Origin of the sequence: Lacicoccus qingdaonensis (assembly GCF_900101075.1) — a bacterium.
Classification (GTDB): Bacteria; Bacillota; Bacilli; order Staphylococcales; family Salinicoccaceae; genus Lacicoccus; species Lacicoccus qingdaonensis.
The window spans coordinates 35,224-55,218 of sequence record NZ_FNFY01000008.1 but is presented as its reverse complement, the minus strand read 5'-3'; the positions used below and the strand labels follow the sequence as shown (position 1 = coordinate 55,218).

Genomic DNA, 19,995 nt, shown 5'->3' with positions numbered 1-19,995 from the left:
ATAATGTATGTAACTAAAATTTAAGGAGAGAATTCCATGAAATTTTTAACTTTTGAATATGAAGATGCTACTTATTATGGGGTAAAAGTGAAACGGGAAGAAAGTGCATGGATTTTACCAAAGTTATTCGCGGATTTTGGAGAAGAGGATAATTATCCAAAGACTTTACTCGAAGGAATCTCAACTTATCATACATTGGATTTCCAGGAAATCGTCAGAAAACTGGTGGAAAAGGCGAACGACACGGAAAATCCTGAACGTTATAAAGCTCCTTTCAATGATATTAAATTTTTGGCGCCGGTGACGCCGCCGAACAACGTCATCGCTCTGGGGCGCAACTATAAAAAGCATGCTGAAGAGATGAACAACAAGGCGGACAGCCTTTATGTGTTCACGAAGGCGGCATCGAGCCTCGCGGGGGACGAAGCGGTCATTCCGAATCATCAGGATATTACGAAGGAGCTGGACTATGAAGGCGAGCTTGCGGTCGTCATCGGCAAACAGGCATGGAAAATCGACAGCAGCATGGCGCTCGACTATATCTACGGCTATACGATCATCAATGATATTACGGCACGAGACGTCCAGAGGGAACACGCGCAGGCATTTCTGTCGAAAAACCTGAAAGGATCTTCACCGATGGGTCCGTTCATCGTCACAAAAGATGAGCTTCCGAATCCTGAACAGACATCGATCGTCACCAAAGTGAACGACGAAATCAGGCAGGATGGTTCAACGGACGACATGGTCCTTAAAATCGCGGATCTGATTGCTGAAATTTCGAAGTACATCACTCTCGAGCCGGGCGACGTCATCGCAACGGGCACACCGAGCGGTGTCGGTGCGGGCATGAATCCGCCGCAGTATCTTGCGCCGGGGGATGAAATACGCATCTCGATCAACGGAATCGGCACATTAACGACACATATTGAAAAATAAAGGGCTGAAAATGTGTTGAATTCGGTGCTATAATGGATTAGAAATCTTTATAAACGAATGGAGAAAGGAAAGTATAATGATACATTTACACTTAACTACGATTGTACTTGCTGTTATTTTGTATGTCATCGCGCTCGTTTTCTATCAGAAAGGCGGCGAGGGCAATGCAGGTAAAATGTCTCATATGATTTTACGTGCAGACTATATCTTCCTGATATTCAGCGGTCTGATTGTCTACATTCAGAACATGGAAGGCATCGGAGCTTCCGGCGGCCACATGATGTACGGACTTAAAGTGTTGTTCGGCCTGGCGGTCGTTGCACTTATGGAAATGAGCCTGATCAAGACTCAGAAAGGCTCAGGTTCTGCAAATACTTTGAAAATCATAGCGATCATAGTATTGGTCATCACTGTCGGACTGGGTATTTATTTACCGCTTGGTCCTCTGAGCTCTATGTTTTAATCGAGGCAGCATGCTGCAGGCCATTACGGTCTGCAGTTTTTTTATATAGATTTTATGAACTTTTCATTAAAACCGACCGGAAAATATACAAATCTAGTATACTGGTATGAATGAAACTAAAGGCAGGCATAGATAATGAAGATATTTAAGTTGATGATGATAATGTTTTTAACCGGCACGGCAGTGCTGACACCATATACATACACATCTGCAGATGAATTGGCGGATACAGAAGCGGACAGGATCTACAGCATCGTCGTCGACCGCTTTTTGAATGCGGATGAGGATAGTGATCAGAATGTGACCGTGGATGAAAACCCGGAAATGCGCTTCGGCGGCGATTTCCAGGGGATCGAGGACAATCTCGAATACATAAAAAAAATGGGCTTTACGGCCATCCATCTGTCACCGGTTTTCCAATTTTCAGATGATGATTATCTGGGTTACGACGTTGAAAGTTATGACGAGATCGATGCCGGACTCGGCGGTGAGGAAGGGCTGAACAGCCTGGTCGAGGCTGCGCACGATATGGACCTTGAAGTATTCGTCGACCTTCCGGCAGTGTCTGTCGACGGTGAAAATACGGCGGATGACGTAAACGTCAATGACATTTACGGCGGCTATCTGGAAGAGAAGGACATCGATATACTGGACTTGACCGATGGATCCGTCCAGAGCGAATATCAGGATATGGTGCAGAATTTTGTCGATGAGTATAACATCGACGGCGTGTCGATGATGGTCGCACAGGATGATGTCGACGCGTCAGAAATCCTTCCCGGAGGAATAAAGACCTATGGCTTTTTGACATCGGAAGATGCGGTCGCAGGCGGTTTTAATTATATGGCGACAGAGTCGATGAGAACCGGACTCGCGGAATCATTTGCGACCGTCGACCGTGAAATTCCGGAAATTCCGGAGTCTGAAAACATGCTGCTCGTCGACCACTGGTTCAGTGAACGATTCACTTCCCATGCCGTTGCCGAGAACATGTTCCCGGGTACGCGCGTCAAGCAGGTCATGACTTATATGTACAGCCACCCAGGTCCGGTCAGCATGCTTTACGGAACGGAAGTCGCCTTCAACGGTGAAGAAATGCCGGGCATCCATCCGCAGATGGATCTGTGGACCGATCAGGAAGTCGTGGATTATTTAGAGCATATCAACGAGGTGTACAGCGACCATAAGAATGCCCTGACCGGCGAACTTGAAACACTGCACAACAACGACGGGCACTACATCACACGCTATCACACCAACGAAGTGGACTTTATTTTAAATGTCAATGATACTAGCGCGACAAACGGCGTCAACCTGGCACTCGACGATGTCGATGAAAACCAGGTGCTGAGCGGTATGCTGATCGGTGATATGATCAGAGCGACATCACCGGGGGAATACATCGCAGTCCTCGACCGTGAAGAGACAGAACTGTACGCAATCATCGAAGAACAGGGCTTCAACAACGGCTACATCATAGCAAGCATCATCATCTTCGGCGGATTTGCAGTATTCATCTTCTTTGCAGCATGGAACGGCAGAAAACATAAGAAAAAATCATAACTGTGAAAGTTGAGGCCACCGTAAACCCTGCGAGGTTTTACGGTGGTTTTTTTGGTGGGAGTGTGGGGCGTTAAATATCATACTTGTGGCATGAAGTATGTGGCAAATGTGATTTGGTGCCATTTTATCAGCTTAAATGGCATCAATTGATCCGGGATTCGGCTTTGGTGTCATTTCACAGCAGGATATGGCATGAAACTATAGAAAAATGGAGTTTGGTGCCATTTTTCAAATCAGAATGGCACGAAGCTGCTGCACGATCAGGTGTCGTGTCACAGGCATCAGACATCATTTATCAAAATCACGTGGACTTCTGTCGACTCACAGCTCCACAGAAAATAAAAACCACAACCCGCCTAAAAAAAGGTGGGTTGTGGTTTAAAAAGTTTACATCAGTCCGCGCTTTTTCATTTCTTCGATTGTTTTGTATCCGACCATGTTCAAAAAGCTTTTCGGGCTTGAGAACGGCGGGGAATAGGCGACTTCGACATTGACGAGATCCTGGGCTTTTCCGCCCATCCGGATATGTGCAGCCAGTGTGTCGAGCCGTTTATCGACGCCGCTCTTGGAAATGACGGAAGCTCTTAAGATCGTGCCGTCATGTGCGACATAAATCTTGATTTTAATCTTCGACGCACCTTCCATGTAGCCTGCCTTGAAATTCTGCTGATGGTCGATGACGAAATGTTCGTAATTTCTGACGGTTTCCTGAGGAATGCCGACGGAACCGACTTCATAATCAAAGAATCTCATGATGTTCGTGCCGAGAAGCCCTTCGAACTTCACATTGTATTCACCGTGAATATGGTTCGCGATCACATAGGCGATACGGTGGGCGGGCCAGGCGAGTTTGATGTTTGCCGGCTGTTCAGGGACATGTAGATATCTGGTTTCCATGACGTCGCCGAGCGAGTAGACATTCTTCACATTCGTCTGGCCGTACTCGTTAACGGGTATCAGACCTCGCCCGGTCATCTTGATGCCGGAATCCTTCAGAAATTCAGTATTCGGATTGAGCCCGATACCCTGAATGACGAGGGGCGCTTTGACCTTTTCATTATTCGTCAAATAAACATACCCGTCCCGATAGCGTTCGACTTCTGCATTGAGTTTCAAATCGATGCCGTGTTTCTCCATTTCCTGATGGAGCACAGCGACGACATCGGCTTCGATATGTCCGTAAATATTTTCATTTCTATGGACGACGGTCACACCGATATCACGCAATCTCAAATTCTCGGCCATCTCCATACCGATGAAGCCGGTGCCGACGACAACGGCCTCCTGGATTTTATTTTCATCAATGTACTCCATGATTCTGTCCATATCTTCTATGTTATGAAGCGCAAATGCTTCTTCGACATTTTCAAGGCCGGGGACGACTCTTGCCCTGCCGCCCGGTGAAAGTATCAAGTAATCGTAAGTATCGTTGAATTCTTCGCCGGTTGTCATGTTCTTGACAGTGACAAACTGCTTGTCGGTATTCACACCGACCACTTCATGGTAAGTGAATACGGACACGTCTTTTTCATTGAATGATTCGGGTGTCGCAGCAATCAGTTTGCGGCGCTCGTCGACCTCGCCGCCGATATGATAGGGCAGGCCGCAGTTCGCAAAACTGATATCGCGGTCTTTTTCGTAAATGGTGATGTCGATTTCCTGATTGAGGCGCCTGAGCTGGGACGCTGCTGTGGCGCCGCCTGCGACGCCGCCGACTACTATGACTTTTGCCATCGGTTACACTCCTTCGTTGAAGTAGAACATCGCGATTGTACCGTTGCCTGTGTGGCTTGAAATTGTCGGGCCGATCATGCTGATATTGACGACTTTGACTTCAGTTTCCTCAAGAATCTTCTTTTTTAACAGTTCGGCGGAATCCAGCGCATTCGACTGCGTGATATGGATTTTGCCTGTGATCTGATCGTCATTGATATGCTTGATCATGCTTTTGAACACCTTTTTGATACCTCGGTGTTTTTCAAGCGGAACGAGTTTGCCGTCTTCAACATGGAGAAGCGGTTTGATGTTCAGAAGTCCGCCGAGAAATGCACTACCCTTGGATAATCTCCCGCCTTTTGCCAAATAATCCAGGTCATTCACCGTAAAGAAGTGACGGATGTTTTTAACGTTTTTTTCAGCGTTTTTAATCACTTCTTCATCGGATAAACCGTTTTTCATATCATCACTTGCACTCTCAACAATCATGCCGAGACCGTAGCTTGCAGCATGCGTGTCGATGATTGTGATATCCGCTTCTGGATAATCGTCGAGAAGGGTATCACGTGCAATCAACGCACTTTGATAAGTTCCTGACAGTTCACTTGAAAATGCGATGTATAAAATGGATTCGCCTTTTTCAAGGAAAGGTTTGAAACTTTCAACAAAATTTTCAGGGTTAATCTGGGAAGTTTTCGGACGTTCACCGTCGGTGATTGCCTGAAGGACCTCTTCACTTGAAATATCAATCTGATCTTTGTAGTTATTATCACCAATATTGATTGTCAGGGGCAAAATTTCTATCCCCCGTCTTTTACTGTCTTCCAATGGTATATCCGCACAGCTGTCTGCAAATAAAATCATATTATACCCCTTTCATGTTTTATAATTTTAAATTAAAGTAATCTGCTAAAAATTTACCGACACCGTCTTCATTGTTCGAATCCGTAACATGGTCCGCAACGGATTTGATGTCATCGATGGCATTCTGCATCGCGACGCCATGCTGGACGTACTCAAGCATTTCGGTGTCATTGTCCTCATCGCCGAATGCGATGGTGTTTTTTTGATCGATGCCGAGATAGCCGCGGACATAGTCCACACCGACGGCTTTGTTGATCCCTTTTTTGATGACTTCAAGAACCGGGTACGGTGCACCCCAGCGTCTGTGCTCGATCGCCTCTGCGAACAGGTCATCCAGTTCCTGTCTGATTCCCGGAATCTCTTTTTCTTCGGCCTGGATCAGGATCGTTGTCGGTCCCTCCTCCATCGTCTGCGTCAGTTCGCCGACTTTGACGACGGGCTCACCCATGCTGAATGCATCAAATAAAACTTCGTCGTGATAATGCAGGTAGACGGTGTCTTTTATTTCCGCAACGATATTTTGTATGTTGAGGTCCGGAACCCTGCGTGCAATCTCGATGGCCACATCAAGATCCAGTTCTTCATGGACCGTCTTGAAATTGAAGTCGTGCGGGTGGTGGACGAAAGCACCGTTGAAGTTGACAACGGGCGTCGTCATACCAAGTTCTGTATAGTAAGGCTGACTCGCACGGTAAGGTCTCCCCGTGGAGATCATTATTTCATGTCCTTTTGTTTTCAGTTCATTCAAAACCTTTTTTGTGTACGGACTGATCGTTTTATCATCCGTTAATAATGTTCCGTCCAGATCCAGACAGATTAAATACTTCTCCATAGCTTAGCTCCTCTATTAAAGTTCACAATTCCATGATAGCATTTATATTTAAACCTTGTTAATAATTTGTTATCATAAAGACAAGTATTTCTCATAAGGAGTGAGATGGATGGAAAAGGAAATGGAAGAAAGCATGTTCGGAGCACTTGAAAATGTAATCGACCCTGAACTTGGTATAGATATCGTCAACCTTGGACTCGTTTACGGCGTGAACCTTGACGAAGACGGCAATGCAGGTGTTGAAATGACATTGACATCGATGGGCTGTCCGATGGGACCGCAGATTGTAGACGGTGTCAAACAGGCACTCGCAGAACTGCCTGAAGTACAGGATACAGAAGTGAACATCGTCTGGAACCCGCCTTGGGACAAGGACAAGATGAGCCGCTATGCCAAGATTGCGCTCGGCGTCAGCTAATAGATGACTATATAACGAAAGACCGTCACATTGTGGCGGTCTTTTGCTTTTTAGAAAATAAAAAGACGGCCGCAGCCGTCTGATCTTCAAATTCAATCATATTAATGTAACTCTCCAAACGGGCGCCTGAGGTCGTCGCCCTCGTCCACCATCGCTTCGATTGCCGCGTGCAGCCCTCTGACGATATCATCGAGCGGCATCGCGGGCATACGGTTTTTATTTTCAGCATGCTCTTTGGCATACGGGACATGGATGAACCCGAACTTCACAGCGGGGAATTCCGTGTCCGCGAGGCTGCCGAGCTGGTAGAGGACGTGGTTGCAGACGAACGTGCCGGCGGTGTTCGACAGGCGTGAGGGCACGCCTGCCTCATCCATCGCCTGGACCATCTTTTTCACGGGCATATTGGAAAAGTACGCCGGCGGGCCTTCCTGCTCGATCATCTCATCGATCGGCTGGTTGTTCTCATTATCCGGAATTCTCGCGTCATCCATGTTGATGGCGACGCGCTCGACGCACATTTCACTTCTGCCGCCGGCGAGACCGACCGCAAGGACAAAGTTGAAATCATCGCTGACCATGAGTTCCCGTAAAACATCTTTTGATTTACGGAAGACGGTCGGAATCTCCGCCTTCGCGATTTCAAACCGGCCGATCTTATCCGGCAGTTTCTTCACGGCTTCATAAGAAGGGTTGATATCGTCTTCGCCGAACGGGTCGAATCCCGTAACCAGAATTTTCATCAAAACACATCCTTAAAATACGAGCTGGTAAAGTATTGAAAATGTTCCAAGTGCAAAACAGTAGTAGCTGAATATGATCAGGTTGCCGCGTTCCATGACGCCTTGCAGCCATCTGAGTGCGTAGTAGGTCGCAATGAGTGATGCCACGAATGCAAGCACGTATGCGAGCCACAGTGTGTCGATGTTCGGGTCGCCTATGATGTCCGGGATGCCGATCAGTGCTGTCCCGAGTGACACGGGGATGTAGAGCAGGAAGACGAATCTGAGCGCGTTTTTCTGATTCAGTCCGACGGCCATCGCCCCGACCAGTGTCGCGCCGCTCCGGCTGACGCCCGGCGTCAGTGCGACGACCTGTGAGAGACCGACGATGACGGAGTCTTTGACCGTGAGTTCGCCGTCACGCTTCTGACCGCGCTTATTTTTAATGAACCACAGGGCGATGCCCGTGATGAGAAGCATCAGGCCGACGAAACCGATCGAGATGTTGTCGCCGATGACGTCATTTAAAAGAAGCCCCATGATGCCGACAGGAATCGTCGCGATGATCAGATACATCGTGTACTTTGCATCCTTGACGGCCTGGTCGTCCCTCGCTCCCTGAAATAAAAATCTCAGTAAATTTTTAATGATTTTAATGATATCGTTTCTGTAAATGAATAAAACAGCGAACAGTGATGCGGTATTCAAAAATATTTCAAAGGACAGGCCGGTTGCCTCGATGCCGAAAAGTTCCCTCGCGATTACCAGGTGTCCGCTCGATGATACCGGAATCGGTTCGGTGACTCCCTGGAGCAGCCCTAAAAATATGTATTTGATCAGTTCCCAAAATTCCATTGATACGCCTCCTAAAAATCTAAACTATAGTATAAAATAAATTTCATTTAAAAGCGATAAATAACTTGAAAAGAGGGTAAAAAGTAGTATAATTAAATTAAGGTCAAAAAAGGTCAAACCCTTAAAATTCATGTGAGGTGACATTTATGGATATAAATAAAATGACCTATCAAGTGCAGTCGATCATCGAACGTGCGCAGAGCATATCGGTGGATTTGAAACTGCAGGCGATAGAATCTGAAGCGGTGGTAAAAGCGATGCTTGCCATCGATGAAAGCATGTCGAGAGATATATTGGAACGCGTCAATATCGATGTGGATGCACTCATTGAAAAATATGACGAAAAACTGCAGAAATATAATGTGGTCACCGGCGAGAATGTCCAGTACGGCCAGTACATGTCAAACGGATTTACAGCGATTGTGAACCGGGCGGAGAAATATATGGCTGAAATGGGAGATACATTCATATCCCAGGAACATATGCTGCTTGCTGCGATCCAGAATGACAATATAATGAAAGAAACTGTCGGAAACAAAGATGAAATTGTCAAGGAAGTCATAGAGAAAATCAGAGGAGGGAATCATGTGACATCACAAAATCCTGAAGTACAATATGAAGTGCTGGAAAAATACGGCCGTGACCTGGTCGAAGAGGTCAGGCAGGGAAACGTCGACCCCGTCATCGGCCGTGATGAAGAAGTGAGAAGTACCGTGCGCATTTTAAGCCGTAAAAGAAAAAACAACCCGGTACTGATCGGGGAGCCGGGTGTCGGTAAGACGGCAATCGTCGAAGGGCTGGCACAGCGGATCGTCAGACGCGACGTGCCGGACAGTCTGATGGATAAGACCATTTTCGAACTGGATCTTTCAGCACTCGTCGCCGGTGCGAAATACCGCGGTGAATTCGAAGAGCGTCTGAAAGCCGTCCTGAAGGAAATAAAAGAATCCGAAGGCCGGATCATTTTATTCATAGATGAAATCCACATGCTTGTCGGTGCCGGTAAAACTGAAGGTGCCATGGATGCGGGAAATATGCTGAAGCCGATGCTCGCGAGGGGCGAACTGCACTGTATCGGTGCGACGACGCTGAATGAGTACCGCGAATATATCGAAAAGGATTCCGCATTGGAACGCCGTTTTCAGAAAGTGCAGGTACCGGAGCCGGATGTCGAAGATACAATCTCCATTCTGCGCGGACTGAAAGAGCGTTATGAAGTCCACCACGGTGTCAGAATTACTGACCGCGCCCTTGTTGCGGCTGCGGAATTATCCGACCGTTACATTACGGACAGATTTCTGCCGGACAAGGCGATCGACCTGATGGACCAGGCGAGCGCCACGATCCGTACGGAAATGGGTTCGAATCCGACCGAGCTGGATCAGATCAACCGACGCGTCATGCAGCTTGAAATCGAGGAGCAGGCACTTAAAAATGAAGATGATTCCGTATCAAGACTGCGCCTCGATGAACTGCAGAAGGAATTGTCGGAAGCGCGCGAAGCACAGGCGAGCCTGTCCCAGCGTGTCGAAAAAGAGAAGGAACAGATCGGGCGCGTGAACGAAAAGCGTGCCGAAGTCGACAAGGCAAGGCAGGAACTTGAAGAAGCGGAAAACAATTATGAACTGGAGCGTGCCGCAGAACTCAGACACGGCAGGCTGCCTCAGCTTGAAAAGGAACTGGCCGAGTATGAGGACAACCTGCAGGAAGCGAGTGCCGGTGAAAACCGGATCATCCGCGAAGTCGTGACCGAAGAGGAGATCGGCTATATCGTCAGCACGTGGACCGGCATCCCGGTTTCGAAACTCGTTGAAACCGAAAAGGACAAGCTGCTCAAGCTGTCGGATATTCTGCATGAACGCGTCGTCGGCCAGGATGAGGCCGTCGATCTGGTTGCGGATGCTGTCATCCGTGCAAGAGCCGGCATCAAGGACCCGGACCGTCCGATCGGGAGCTTTTTATTTTTAGGACCGACCGGTGTCGGCAAGACAGAACTTGCCAAAACACTTGCGTCGACGATGTTCGACTCCGAGAAGCACATGATCCGGATCGATATGAGTGAATATATGGAAAAACACGCCGTTTCAAGACTCATCGGCGCACCGCCGGGCTATGTCGGCCACGAAGAGGGCGGTCAGCTGACTGAAGCCATCCGCCGGCAGCCGTACTCCGTCATCCTGCTCGATGAAGTGGAGAAGGCGCACAATGATGTATTCAACATCCTGCTTCAGCTGCTGGACGAAGGACGTCTGACAGACTCGAAAGGACGTTCAGTCGATTTCAGAAACACAATCATCATCATGACTTCAAACATCGGCTCCGGACATCTGCTCGATGCGGTTGAAAATGACGGCGTGCTGACGGACGAAGTCAAAGATACCGTGATGAACGAAGTCCACATGTACTTCAAGCCGGAAATCATCAACCGCATGGACGACATCGTCATGTTCAGCCCATTATCGAAAGACAACATGGGCATGATTGTCGACAAACTGATCGTCGATCTGAACCGCAGACTCGATTCCCAGCACATGAGCGTCGAAGTTTCAGACGCCGCGAAAAGCTGGATTACAGATGAAGCATACGAACCCCAATTCGGCGCCCGCCCGCTGAAACGCTTCATCACCAGACACATTGAGACACCACTCGCCCGCAAGATGATCGAAAGCGACCTGGTCGAAGGCCTGAACTTCAAAGTCGACTATGCTGACGGCGAACTTAAATTCGAAAAAAAATAATTCAGTGGAAAATAAAAACCATGCCCCGGAACGAGAGGCTGACCTCAACTTCCGGGGCATCTTTATGTTTTTGGGGTTTTGCAGGCATTCGCGGGTGTGACGAGTACCTGTTAAAAGTTCTGCAGGCACTCGCGGGCGTGACGAGTACCTGTTAAAATCCATTTAACACACGTTCTTGAGCTCCGTAACTCCCCTCAAACCAACCATAAAAAAATCCCCTGCCATCACCTGACAGGGGATCCAACCTAAAAATCTATTTTACAAATTCGCCGAGCGCATTCTTGAGCGCAAGCTCCAGTTCTTCCACCATCTGATATTTGGTTTCATCGCTCCAGCCGAGTGTGTTCTGCATGAGAGCGACGACGCCGTCCTGATATTTCTCAACCAGACTGACGTCGAAATAAAGATCGCCTGTACGGCGGACGAAGTAGTCTGTCGGCTTGGCGGTCATTTCATTCTGGATGCTGTAGATCACTTTGGCATACTCGACAGGCGGCAGGTTGTATTCATTATCCGAATCAACTGCACTGGCGAGCTTAAATATCTCATCTGCGTTGCTGCCGTACTTGCCGGCAACCGTACGGCCTTCTTCTTTCGTCAGTCCGAAAGACTCCGCTTTCGAAGCTTCTGCTTCGATGAATGCCTCGAAGTGATTACTGCCGCCGACATCGCCGCCGGAAATGACCTGGTTTTCCGTATCACAATCTTTGAACTTCAGACCGTATTCCTTCTTCAGTTCTTTCGCCACACGGTTCACGATATCTTCAGCCATATGACGGTACCCTGTGAGTTTACCGCCCGCAATATTGATCAGCTTGCTGTCAGCCACCCAGATTTCATCTTTTCTGGATAATTCAGAAGGGCCTTTGCCCGGCTGCTGAATCAATGGACGGATGCCTGCCCAGCTGGATTCGATATCACCATCAGCTAAATTCAAATCAGGGAACATATAGTTCACATTCTTCAGCAGATAATCCCGGTCTTCCTGCGTTGCAATCGGTTTTGCGATATTTTCATCATAAAATGTATCCGTTGTCCCGACATATGTTTTACCGTTTCTAGGAATGGCGAACATCATTCTGCCATCATCTTTCGTATCGAAATAAATGGCCTGCCCGAGTGGGAAATCACTCTTATCGAAGACGATATGAACGCCTTTTGATAAGACGATATGCTTCTTGATATCTTTAGAAGCAGGGTCTTCTTCCCGCACTTCGTCGACCCATGGGCCGGCGGCGTTTATTACCCGGCGGCCTAAAATTTGATATTCACGGCCACCGAGTTCATCCTGTGCACGAATGCCGACGACTTGCCCTTTGTCATATACGAAACCAGTTGATTTCATGTAATTGACGGGGTCTGCACCAAATTCAACGGCTTTTTTCATCACTTCGATCGTGAGCCTTGCATCATCTGTTTTGTACTCGACGTAGTAACCGCCGCCGAGCAGGCCATCCTGCTTGACGAGAGGTTCTTTATTTATAACGTCGTCGACAGAAAGCATCTGACGGCGTTCACCTTTTTTGACTCTTGCGAGTGCATCATAGACTTTCAGCCCGATGCTCGTCATCGTCTCGCCGTACGAACCGCCTTTATGAAAAGGCAGCAGCATCCATTCAGGTGTCGTGACATGCGGTCCGTTTTCGTAAACGACTGCACGTTCGATACCCGTGGATCTGACCACACCGATCTGCATCTGCTTCAAATAGCGCAGACCGCCGTGAACAAGTTTCGTACTGCGGCTCGATGTACCTGCTGCAAAGTCCTGCATCTCCACCAAAGCGACTTTCATACCCCGTTTTGCTGCGTCCAGTGCAACACCTGCACCGGTTATCCCACCACCAATCACCACGACATCATAATCGACTTTTTCCATATGCTCAAGTTGATCTTTTCTGGTTAACATATTTAACATGTTGCAAATCCTCCTAAATGATTGGTATTTCTATATGAATAAACTTATTCTTCTTCTTTGACATGCTTCGGCTTGAAGGACTGTGTCGCACTGACTGCAGACTGCCAGCCTTCATATAACTCATCAATTTTCTCCTGCTCCATTTCAGGCTCAAACACGGAATCTGTGTCAGTAACCTGTTCGATCTCATCGACAGAAGACCAGAAACCTGAAGCGAGACCTGCAAGATAGGCTGAACCGAGTGCCGTCGTTTCAAGCACTTCCGGACGTTCAACGCGCGTTCTCAATAGATCGGACTGGAACTGCATCAGAAAATCATTTTCTGCAGCGCCGCCGTCCACTCTCAGCATATCAAGATTTGTACCCGCATCCTTCTGCATCGCATCCAGAACATCTTTCGTCTGGTAGGCGAGGGACTCGAGTGTTGCACGGACAAAGTGTTCTTTTTCAGTACCGCGTGACAGTCCGAATACCGCACCGCGTGCTTCTGAATCCCAGTAAGGGGCACCGAGACCGGTAAACGCAGGCACGACGTACACACCTTCTGTATCATCCACACGTTTGGCATACTCTTCTGTCTGTGAGGAGTCGCTGAACATTCTCAAGCCGTCTCTCAGCCACTGGATGGCACTTCCGGCAACGAAAATCGAACCTTCCAGTGCATAGTGCACTTTCCCGTCGAGGCCGTATGCAATCGTTGTCAGCAGTCCATTTTCACTCTTCATCGCTTCTGTACCCGTGTTCATCAACAGGAAACAACCAGTACCGTAAGTATTTTTCGTATCCCCTTTATCAAGGCACAGCTGGCCGAAAAGGGCCGCCTGCTGGTCACCCGCGATGCCTGCGATCGGTACGTTGATACCGAAGAAGTGCGCTTTTGTCGTTTCGCCGTAAACTTCACTTGAAGATTTGACTTCAGGCAGCATGGATTCTGGCACTGTCAGATGTTCCAGCAGTTCAGAATCCCACTCCAGATCATGGATGTTGTACATTAACGTACGGCTCGCGTTCGTATAATCCGTTACATGGACATTGCCCTCTGTAAAGCGCCAGATCAGCCATGTATCTATTGTACCGAATAAAAGATCGCCGTTTTCCGCTTTTTCACGCGCCCCTTCCACATTATCAAGAATCCATTTTACTTTTGTTCCTGAAAAATAAGGATCGAGCAGAAGTCCTGTACGTTCTTTGAATTTCGGTTCCAGATCCTGGCTTTTCAGTTCCTCGCATATTTCTGCCGTTTGGCGTGACTGCCAGACAATCGCGTTATAAACCGGTTTACCGGTATTTTTATCCCAGACAACCGCCGTTTCCCTCTGATTCGTAATACCGATCGCTTCCACCTGTGAAGCCTTGATATTATTTTCGGACAATACTCCGGCAACGCATGCGAGGACCGAGCTCCAGATTTCATTCGCATTGTGCTCGACCCAGCCGGACTGCGGGAAGTACTGTTTGAATTCCTTTTGACTTGTTGCTACCACTTCTGATTGTTTATTGAAAAGAATCGCTCTTGAACTTGTCGTACCCTGATCAATTGACATAATATACTTTTCCATTTTCAAATCCCCCTTGGATTACATTAATTTGGATGTTTCTTCTTTTAAAATCGCCTTGTTTAAGAATACCCCGAAAACGAGCACGGCAATCACGAAGATGATCGCTGCAACCAGGTAGACATCCGGTGCACTCAAGAAGACGGTGTTGTAGACTGCAGCACCCAGAGCGCCCCCTGAAAGCGGCCCTAAAATAGGTACAGGTGAGTATTTCCAGTTCGAACCGCCCTTGCCGGGAATCGGCATCAAAAAGTGCGCGAGTCTCGGGCCGAAGTCACGCGCCGGATTGATCGCATAGCCGGTCGTTCCGCCGAGTGACAGGCCGATCGCGGTAATCAGGAAGCCGACAATCAATGGATTAAGACCTTCAGTAAATTCATTTGCTCCGATAAATAAAAGTCCCATTACCAGTATGAACGTACCGATCATCTCACTCGCGAAGTTGGCGACATAGTTCGGATAGACAGCGCCCGTTGCATAAACACCGAGCTTGGTGCCTGCATCTTCCTCCGCTTTAAAGTGCGGCATGAAGTGCAGCCACACGAGTAACGCACCGACCATGGCACCTAAAACCTGTGCGATGATGTACGGAACAACATCAACCCATGGAAATTCTCCGGCAAATGCAAAGCCGAGTGTCACTGCCGGATTGATGTGGGCGTCTGAAAACTGGCCGACGGCGTAGACGCCGAATGTTACAGCGAACCCCCAGCCGAAAGCGATGACGACCCAGCCGGCCCCCTGGGCAAGCGACCCCTTCAAATTGACGTTTGCGACAACGCCGGTACCAAACAGTATGAGTATGGCGGTACCTACGAATTCTGCAATATAAGCATTCATAACTTATTTCCCCCTTTGTAATTTTGTTAATAGGTATTAAAAAAGTCCACAGTTATAGTAGGAATACTATAAATGCGGACTCTGATTCTCCATCGCTATTAACTTGTTTAAAATATAACCTCTCGTTTTTGAAAAGTCAAATTTTAATTCAATCGAACCATAAATCTTTTTTTGATGTGGTGACGAAATTGGCACCTGCCTCGATCGCCTGATTGACTTCCTGTTGCGTTTCAATCAGTCCGCCTGCAATGACATCAACATTTTGGGTATGTGTATAAAAATGAATCATCTTCGGCACGATTCCCGGCAGTAACTCAATGTAGTCGGGACTGGTCTGATTGATCATATCTATACTCTTCTCTACAGACGACGAATCAATCAGAAAGACACGAAGAATCGTTTTAAGTTTCATCGACTTTGCTTTGTTGATCAACTTCCCACGGGTCGTAATAATGCCGTACGGCTTGAACTTCTGATGAATATATTCAAGCGCTTCATTATTAATGGCAAGCCCCTTGATCAGATCCAGATGGATATACACCTGGAAACCATGGTCACGCATCTCTTTCATATGACTCGCAAGGTTGCCGATGTGGATATCCAATAAAACAACCTTCTTATAAGGACTCCCAATCAATTTTTCAAAATCTTTCAATGAACGTATTGCAGGTAAAATATTTGTCATGTTTAACCTCGATTATCTTTTAATGATAAATAAAAACCCCATCCGCTGAAATTCAGCAGTGGGGAGAACGTTTGCTGCTTTTTATTCGGCAGCTTCGTCAGGATCTTTCATCATGATATCCAAAACGAAAACAGTCAGGGTGATCAATACTGCGAGCAGTATACCGCTCATAAAACTGTACGGTCCACCGCCGGCAAGACTGTTCAATATAAAGTTGACCATTTGCGACAGCATTAATGCCCAAACGAATGTAACGATATATTTCATGGCAGCGACAACTCCTAAACATATTTAACTACTCTATATAATAATACAAATAAGATAAAAAGTATAGGTACATGGCAATAAAAGTATTCATTAAATATTTTTTTCACAAAGTCTTTGTGAAACCATTACCAGTAAAGGGTTCCTATGTAATCGCTTTCATATAACAAGCATTCATTACAAATATGTCATTGAAAATAAATATTCAATGGTGTATATTTAAATCCGTTAACCCGTATTATGCCAAAATGTTGAAGTTACTATTGAAAATTCAAGATTGAATAATTACAATGTGACTAAGATGTGATATTATTTAAAAAGTCTCTCAATTCTAAAATCACAAAGATAATGAGAGATTGTGAAAAACAAAAAGCATATGAAGAATAGTTTAAAGACATTTTTTAAAAAGTGGTATAATTGTTAGAATGTTTCGACACTTTAAATATAACAGGGGCTTAATAATAATTGAAGGAGAGATGGGTGATGGTTAATGGCTAAACATCTTTTGGAGGTCAATAATTTAACGACTTCATTCAAAATTGATGGTGAATATTTTCCAGCTGTTGATGATGTAAATATGCGAATCCGGGAAAATGAAGTGCTTGCACTGGTCGGGGAATCCGGTTCGGGTAAAAGTGCGACGGCATTTTCACTGATGGGGTTACATAGCCACGCAAGAGTATCCGGAGAAGTTTTATTCCAGGAACAGGACCTGCTTAAAAATAATGAACGCAAGATGAATAAAATCAGAGGCGGAAACATCGCGATGATATTCCAGGATCCGATGACGGCACTCAACCCGTTGATGAAAATCAAGCACCAGATTTTGGAAACACTGACAATCCATAATACAAAAAGAAAAAGCGAGCGTGAAGCATATACTATAGAACTGCTTGACAGAGTAGGCATTCCGCGTCCTGAACGTGTGGCCAATGCCTATCCGCATGAATTGTCCGGAGGGATGCGCCAGCGTGTGGTAATTGCAATCGCCATCGCAAACCGGCCGAAGCTGCTCATCGCCGATGAGCCGACAACGGCACTTGACGTGACGATTCAGGCACAAATACTCGATCTGATCCGTGAGTTGCAGGATGACCTCGGTTCCGGGGTTTTATTGATTACACATGACCTGGGCGTTGTGGCCGAGATGGCCGACAGGGTGGCGGTGATGTATGCGGGGCAGATTGTGGAAATGGCGCCTGTAAAGGAACTGTTTACCAATCCACAGCACCCGTATACACGGTCATTATTAAACTCGCTGCCGTCAGAGGAGCTGCTTGGCGGAAAACTGCACGTCATACAAGGCGTCGTACCGGCACTCAATAAGATGGACCGGGACGGCTGCAGATTCGCACCCAGAATCCCATGGATCGGGCCGGAAGCGCATGAGCATAAGCCTGAACTCCGGGAAATTGCACCGGGACACCAGGTGAGGTGTACGTGTTATAAAAACTTTTATCTGGATAATTCCATTGATCAGAAAGATATGGAGAGGCGAGTTGAAGCGGGACAGATGGATGGTAAGAAGGGGGCGTCGGTGAGCAATGAGTAACGAATTTTTAGAAATCAAGGATTTGAAAATTCATTTTCCGATCAAAGGGGGCTTCTTTAATACGGTGAAAGACCATGTTAAGGCGGTTGACGGAGTGAATATTTCAATTCCGAAAGGCACGACATACGGACTTGTAGGGGAGTCCGGCTCCGGCAAGACGACAACCGGAAAAGCAGTGATGGGGCTGAATGACATCACTGAGGGAGAGATTTTTTTCCGAGGGGAAAAACTGAGTGGTAAAGGGAAGAAAGTGGGCGTCAACCGGGATATCCAGATGATATTCCAGGACCCGTATTCTTCATTGAACGTACGTAAACGAGTATTTGACATCGTTGCGGAACCATTGAAAAATTATGAGAGTCATTCAAAAAACGAACTGATAGAAGAAGTGCTCAAATTACTTGAAAGAGTCGGTTTGCCGCCGGGTTCATTATATAAGTTCCCGCACGAATTCTCAGGCGGTCAGCGCCAGCGTATAGGGGTCGCTCGCGCAATCGCACTGAATCCGAAGCTGATCATCGCAGATGAGCCGGTTTCCGCACTGGATGTATCCGTTCAGGCGCAGGTATTGAACTTCATGCAGGAAATCCAGCAGGACATGGATCTGACGATGCTGTTCATCGCACACGACCTTGGGGTTGTGCGCCATATGTGCAAGCATATCGGCATCATGTATCACGGACGTCTGGTTGAAGAAGGCACTGCCGAAGAAATATTCAACAATCCGCAGCATATATATACGAAGCGGCTGATTGCGGCGATACCGGATACGAATGTTGAAAAAGTGGAAAGTAATCTGAAGCTGCGTCAACAGATCAAAGAAGAGTACGACCAGCATTTTGCAGAGTACTTGGACGACGAAGGCCGGGCTTTTCCGCTCCAGGCAATTTCCGATACGCATAAAGTTGCGCTACCGGTGAAAGGTTGATGATCGATGATTAAATTTACGATAAGAAGGTTACTTATTACTTTTCCGCAGCTCGTGCTGCTCAGTGTGCTGGTATTTTTTATGGGGTCTCTAATGCCGGGGGATGCATTGTCCGGACTGATTGATCCATCGATACCAGCTGAAGCGATAGAAGCAAGACGTGAAGCATTAGGACTTAACAATCCATGGTACATACAGTACAGAGACTGGGTCGTTGCCATGTTCCAGGGGGACTTCGGTCAGTCGATATTCCACCAGAGACCGGTAATGGATGTTATTGGAAGCCGGTTGATGAACACAATCTGGCTGTCAGTATTCTCAGTTATAATCATCTATGTCATTGGTATTCCTTTAGGTTTGATTTCCGGCCGTTATAAAGATTCACTGCTTGATTCAGTGATTACAGGCTATACTTACCTGGGCTTTGCGACACCGACATTCGTGTTCGGCCTTGTAGTGTTATGGATTTTCGGTTATCACTTCGGTGTTTTCCCGACGAATGGAAGTGTCGGTGCCGGACTGGAACCGGGATCGGTCGATTATATTTTAAGTAAAATAAACCACCTGATACTGCCGAGTTTCTCAATCGCACTCATCGGGCTGGTCGGCACCGTACAGTATTTGAGAAGCGGTGTCATCGAAGCGCAGCAGAAAGACTACGTCATGCTTGCACGTGCCAAAGGGGTCAAGCAGGTCTCACTTTACCTTAAACATATATTCAGAAATGCGATCATACCGATTGCTGCTTTCTTCGGATATGAACTGGTCGGCCTTCTCGGGGGTTCCATATTCATCGAGTGGGTGTATGCGTATCCGGGCATGGGCGCACTGTTCCTTGAGTCCATACAGACAAGAGACTTCAGTGTAGCCAACGTATTAATATTATTCTACGGATTTCTGACTATTGTCGGTGCGCTGTTATCTGACATTATTCTGAGTATCGTGGATCCAAGGATTCGAATCAAGTAAGGGAGGGATGTAAAATGAGTCAGAAAGATAAAGATATTAACAATGAAACAAATGAAGAGACGACTGATGCATCTCGAGAAGAAATCGAAAGTCAGAATCGGAGGGCAAGTGACGAACAGAGTACTTCCCGCGATTCGGACGGTCGGGATCCTTACGGAAACAGAGGAGATGAAAGG

18 protein-coding genes are annotated in these 19,995 nt (G+C 47.0%); 8 read left to right on the top strand and 10 right to left on the bottom strand.

Annotated features, from left to right (window positions below):
• Window positions 1–36 precede the first annotated feature (36 nt).
• From BLR15_RS06380 to BLR15_RS06370, 3 genes are all read left to right on the top strand, one after another.
• Window positions 37–939, top strand: coding sequence for a fumarylacetoacetate hydrolase family protein (locus tag BLR15_RS06380; protein WP_092985806.1), 903 nt, complete (start codon window positions 37–39; stop codon window positions 937–939).
• Window positions 940–1,015: 76 nt separating this feature from the next.
• A complete protein-coding gene (locus BLR15_RS06375) occupies window positions 1,016–1,402 on the top strand; it encodes a DUF1516 family protein (RefSeq protein ID WP_092985804.1) in 387 nt (128 codons plus the stop codon).
• A 135-nt stretch (window positions 1,403–1,537) separates the two neighbouring features.
• Window positions 1,538–2,965 (top strand): alpha-amylase family glycosyl hydrolase, encoded by a 1,428-nt coding sequence (locus BLR15_RS06370; protein WP_092985802.1) that lies wholly within the window; start codon window positions 1,538–1,540, stop codon window positions 2,963–2,965.
• Between the two features lie 387 nt (window positions 2,966–3,352).
• Here BLR15_RS06370 and BLR15_RS06365 read toward each other — a convergent pair whose 3' ends face one another.
• From BLR15_RS06365 to BLR15_RS06355, 3 genes are read right to left on the bottom strand one after another with little or no spacing between them, the layout of a single operon-like run.
• Complete coding sequence (locus BLR15_RS06365) at window positions 3,353–4,699, bottom strand: CoA-disulfide reductase (protein WP_092985800.1); 1,347 nt, start codon at window positions 4,697–4,699, stop codon at window positions 3,353–3,355.
• Between the two features lie 3 nt (window positions 4,700–4,702).
• The gene (locus BLR15_RS06360) at window positions 4,703–5,545 is read right to left on the bottom strand and encodes a DegV family protein (RefSeq protein ID WP_092985798.1); all 843 of its coding nucleotides are present in this window, start codon (window positions 5,543–5,545) and stop codon (window positions 4,703–4,705) included.
• 19 nt (window positions 5,546–5,564) lie between these two features.
• Window positions 5,565–6,377, bottom strand: coding sequence for a Cof-type HAD-IIB family hydrolase (locus BLR15_RS06355; RefSeq protein WP_092985796.1), 813 nt, complete (start codon window positions 6,375–6,377; stop codon window positions 5,565–5,567).
• 109 nt (window positions 6,378–6,486) lie between these two features.
• Here BLR15_RS06355 and BLR15_RS06350 point away from each other — a divergent pair, with 109 nt between their 5' ends.
• Window positions 6,487–6,795: a metal-sulfur cluster assembly factor gene (locus BLR15_RS06350; protein WP_092985794.1), complete on the top strand. Its 309-nt coding sequence runs from the start codon at window positions 6,487–6,489 to the stop codon at window positions 6,793–6,795.
• Between the two features lie 101 nt (window positions 6,796–6,896).
• Here the strand turns inward: BLR15_RS06350 and pcp are convergent, their stop codons facing one another.
• Both pcp and BLR15_RS06340 read right to left on the bottom strand, forming a co-directional pair.
• Entirely contained in the window at window positions 6,897–7,538 is a 642-nt protein-coding gene (gene pcp / locus BLR15_RS06345) for a pyroglutamyl-peptidase I (RefSeq protein WP_092985792.1), read from the bottom strand.
• Window positions 7,539–7,550: 12 nt separating this feature from the next.
• The gene (locus BLR15_RS06340; protein WP_092985790.1) at window positions 7,551–8,372 is read right to left on the bottom strand and encodes an undecaprenyl-diphosphate phosphatase; all 822 of its coding nucleotides are present in this window, start codon (window positions 8,370–8,372) and stop codon (window positions 7,551–7,553) included.
• A gap of 146 nt (window positions 8,373–8,518) precedes the next feature.
• Between BLR15_RS06340 and clpB the strand changes: the two genes are divergently transcribed.
• Window positions 8,519–11,110, top strand: coding sequence for an ATP-dependent chaperone ClpB (gene clpB / locus BLR15_RS06335; RefSeq protein ID WP_092985788.1), 2,592 nt, complete (start codon window positions 8,519–8,521; stop codon window positions 11,108–11,110).
• Window positions 11,111–11,363: 253 nt separating this feature from the next.
• Here the strand turns inward: clpB and BLR15_RS06330 are convergent, their stop codons facing one another.
• The 5 genes from BLR15_RS06330 to BLR15_RS06310 all read right to left on the bottom strand — a co-directional run bounded on the left by BLR15_RS06330 (window position 11,364) and on the right by BLR15_RS06310 (window position 16,373).
• Window positions 11,364–13,025, bottom strand: a complete 1,662-nt coding sequence (locus tag BLR15_RS06330; RefSeq protein ID WP_092985786.1) for a glycerol-3-phosphate dehydrogenase/oxidase — start codon at window positions 13,023–13,025, stop codon at window positions 11,364–11,366.
• A 44-nt stretch (window positions 13,026–13,069) separates the two neighbouring features.
• Window positions 13,070–14,584, bottom strand: coding sequence for a glycerol kinase GlpK (gene glpK, locus BLR15_RS06325; RefSeq protein ID WP_052256941.1), 1,515 nt, complete (start codon window positions 14,582–14,584; stop codon window positions 13,070–13,072).
• An 18-nt stretch (window positions 14,585–14,602) separates the two neighbouring features.
• Window positions 14,603–15,421 (bottom strand): MIP/aquaporin family protein, encoded by an 819-nt coding sequence (locus tag BLR15_RS06320; RefSeq protein WP_092985784.1) that lies wholly within the window; start codon window positions 15,419–15,421, stop codon window positions 14,603–14,605.
• Between the two features lie 148 nt (window positions 15,422–15,569).
• Complete coding sequence (locus BLR15_RS06315) at window positions 15,570–16,106, bottom strand: glycerol-3-phosphate responsive antiterminator (RefSeq protein ID WP_092985782.1); 537 nt, start codon at window positions 16,104–16,106, stop codon at window positions 15,570–15,572.
• A gap of 81 nt (window positions 16,107–16,187) precedes the next feature.
• A complete protein-coding gene (locus BLR15_RS06310) occupies window positions 16,188–16,373 on the bottom strand; it encodes a DUF2929 family protein (protein WP_052256938.1) in 186 nt (61 codons plus the stop codon).
• Window positions 16,374–16,860: 487 nt separating this feature from the next.
• Here BLR15_RS06310 and BLR15_RS06305 point away from each other — a divergent pair, with 487 nt between their 5' ends.
• Genes BLR15_RS06305 through BLR15_RS06295 form a run of 3 tightly spaced genes read left to right on the top strand, consistent with a single transcriptional unit; the run spans window position 16,861 to window position 19,819 of the window.
• Window positions 16,861–17,922, top strand: coding sequence for an ABC transporter ATP-binding protein (locus tag BLR15_RS06305; protein WP_092985779.1), 1,062 nt, complete (start codon window positions 16,861–16,863; stop codon window positions 17,920–17,922).
• Window positions 17,915–18,850, top strand: coding sequence for an ATP-binding cassette domain-containing protein (locus BLR15_RS06300; protein ID WP_092985777.1), 936 nt, complete (start codon window positions 17,915–17,917; stop codon window positions 18,848–18,850). The genes BLR15_RS06305 and BLR15_RS06300 overlap by 8 nt, the downstream gene beginning before the upstream one ends.
• Window positions 18,851–18,856: 6 nt before the next feature.
• The gene (locus BLR15_RS06295) at window positions 18,857–19,819 is read left to right on the top strand and encodes an ABC transporter permease (RefSeq protein ID WP_092985775.1); all 963 of its coding nucleotides are present in this window, start codon (window positions 18,857–18,859) and stop codon (window positions 19,817–19,819) included.
• Window positions 19,820–19,995: the final 176 nt, after the last annotated feature.

Excerpts from the sequence above, each read along its gene's own strand:
- BLR15_RS06380 (WP_092985806.1), top strand. The coding sequence starts at position 37 with ATGAAATTTTTAACTTTTGAATATGAAGATGCTACTTATTATGGGGTA.
- BLR15_RS06375 (WP_092985804.1), top strand. The coding sequence starts at position 1,016 with ATGATACATTTACACTTAACTACGATTGTACTTGCTGTTATTTTGTAT.
- BLR15_RS06370 (WP_092985802.1), top strand. The coding sequence starts at position 1,538 with ATGAAGATATTTAAGTTGATGATGATAATGTTTTTAACCGGCACGGCA.
- BLR15_RS06365 (WP_092985800.1), bottom strand. The coding sequence starts at position 4,699 with ATGGCAAAAGTCATAGTAGTCGGCGGCGTCGCAGGCGGCGCCACAGCA.
- BLR15_RS06360 (WP_092985798.1), bottom strand. The coding sequence starts at position 5,545 with ATGATTTTATTTGCAGACAGCTGTGCGGATATACCATTGGAAGACAGT.
- BLR15_RS06355 (WP_092985796.1), bottom strand. The coding sequence starts at position 6,377 with ATGGAGAAGTATTTAATCTGTCTGGATCTGGACGGAACATTATTAACG.
- BLR15_RS06350 (WP_092985794.1), top strand. The coding sequence starts at position 6,487 with ATGGAAAAGGAAATGGAAGAAAGCATGTTCGGAGCACTTGAAAATGTA.
- pcp (WP_092985792.1), bottom strand. The coding sequence starts at position 7,538 with ATGAAAATTCTGGTTACGGGATTCGACCCGTTCGGCGAAGACGATATC.
- BLR15_RS06340 (WP_092985790.1), bottom strand. The coding sequence starts at position 8,372 with ATGGAATTTTGGGAACTGATCAAATACATATTTTTAGGGCTGCTCCAG.
- clpB (WP_092985788.1), top strand. The coding sequence starts at position 8,519 with ATGGATATAAATAAAATGACCTATCAAGTGCAGTCGATCATCGAACGT.
- BLR15_RS06330 (WP_092985786.1), bottom strand. The coding sequence starts at position 13,025 with ATGTTAAATATGTTAACCAGAAAAGATCAACTTGAGCATATGGAAAAA.
- glpK (WP_052256941.1), bottom strand. The coding sequence starts at position 14,584 with ATGGAAAAGTATATTATGTCAATTGATCAGGGTACGACAAGTTCAAGA.
- BLR15_RS06320 (WP_092985784.1), bottom strand. The coding sequence starts at position 15,421 with ATGAATGCTTATATTGCAGAATTCGTAGGTACCGCCATACTCATACTG.
- BLR15_RS06315 (WP_092985782.1), bottom strand. The coding sequence starts at position 16,106 with ATGACAAATATTTTACCTGCAATACGTTCATTGAAAGATTTTGAAAAA.
- BLR15_RS06310 (WP_052256938.1), bottom strand. The coding sequence starts at position 16,373 with ATGAAATATATCGTTACATTCGTTTGGGCATTAATGCTGTCGCAAATG.
- BLR15_RS06305 (WP_092985779.1), top strand. The coding sequence starts at position 16,861 with ATGGCTAAACATCTTTTGGAGGTCAATAATTTAACGACTTCATTCAAA.
- BLR15_RS06300 (WP_092985777.1), top strand. The coding sequence starts at position 17,915 with ATGAGTAACGAATTTTTAGAAATCAAGGATTTGAAAATTCATTTTCCG.
- BLR15_RS06295 (WP_092985775.1), top strand. The coding sequence starts at position 18,857 with ATGATTAAATTTACGATAAGAAGGTTACTTATTACTTTTCCGCAGCTC.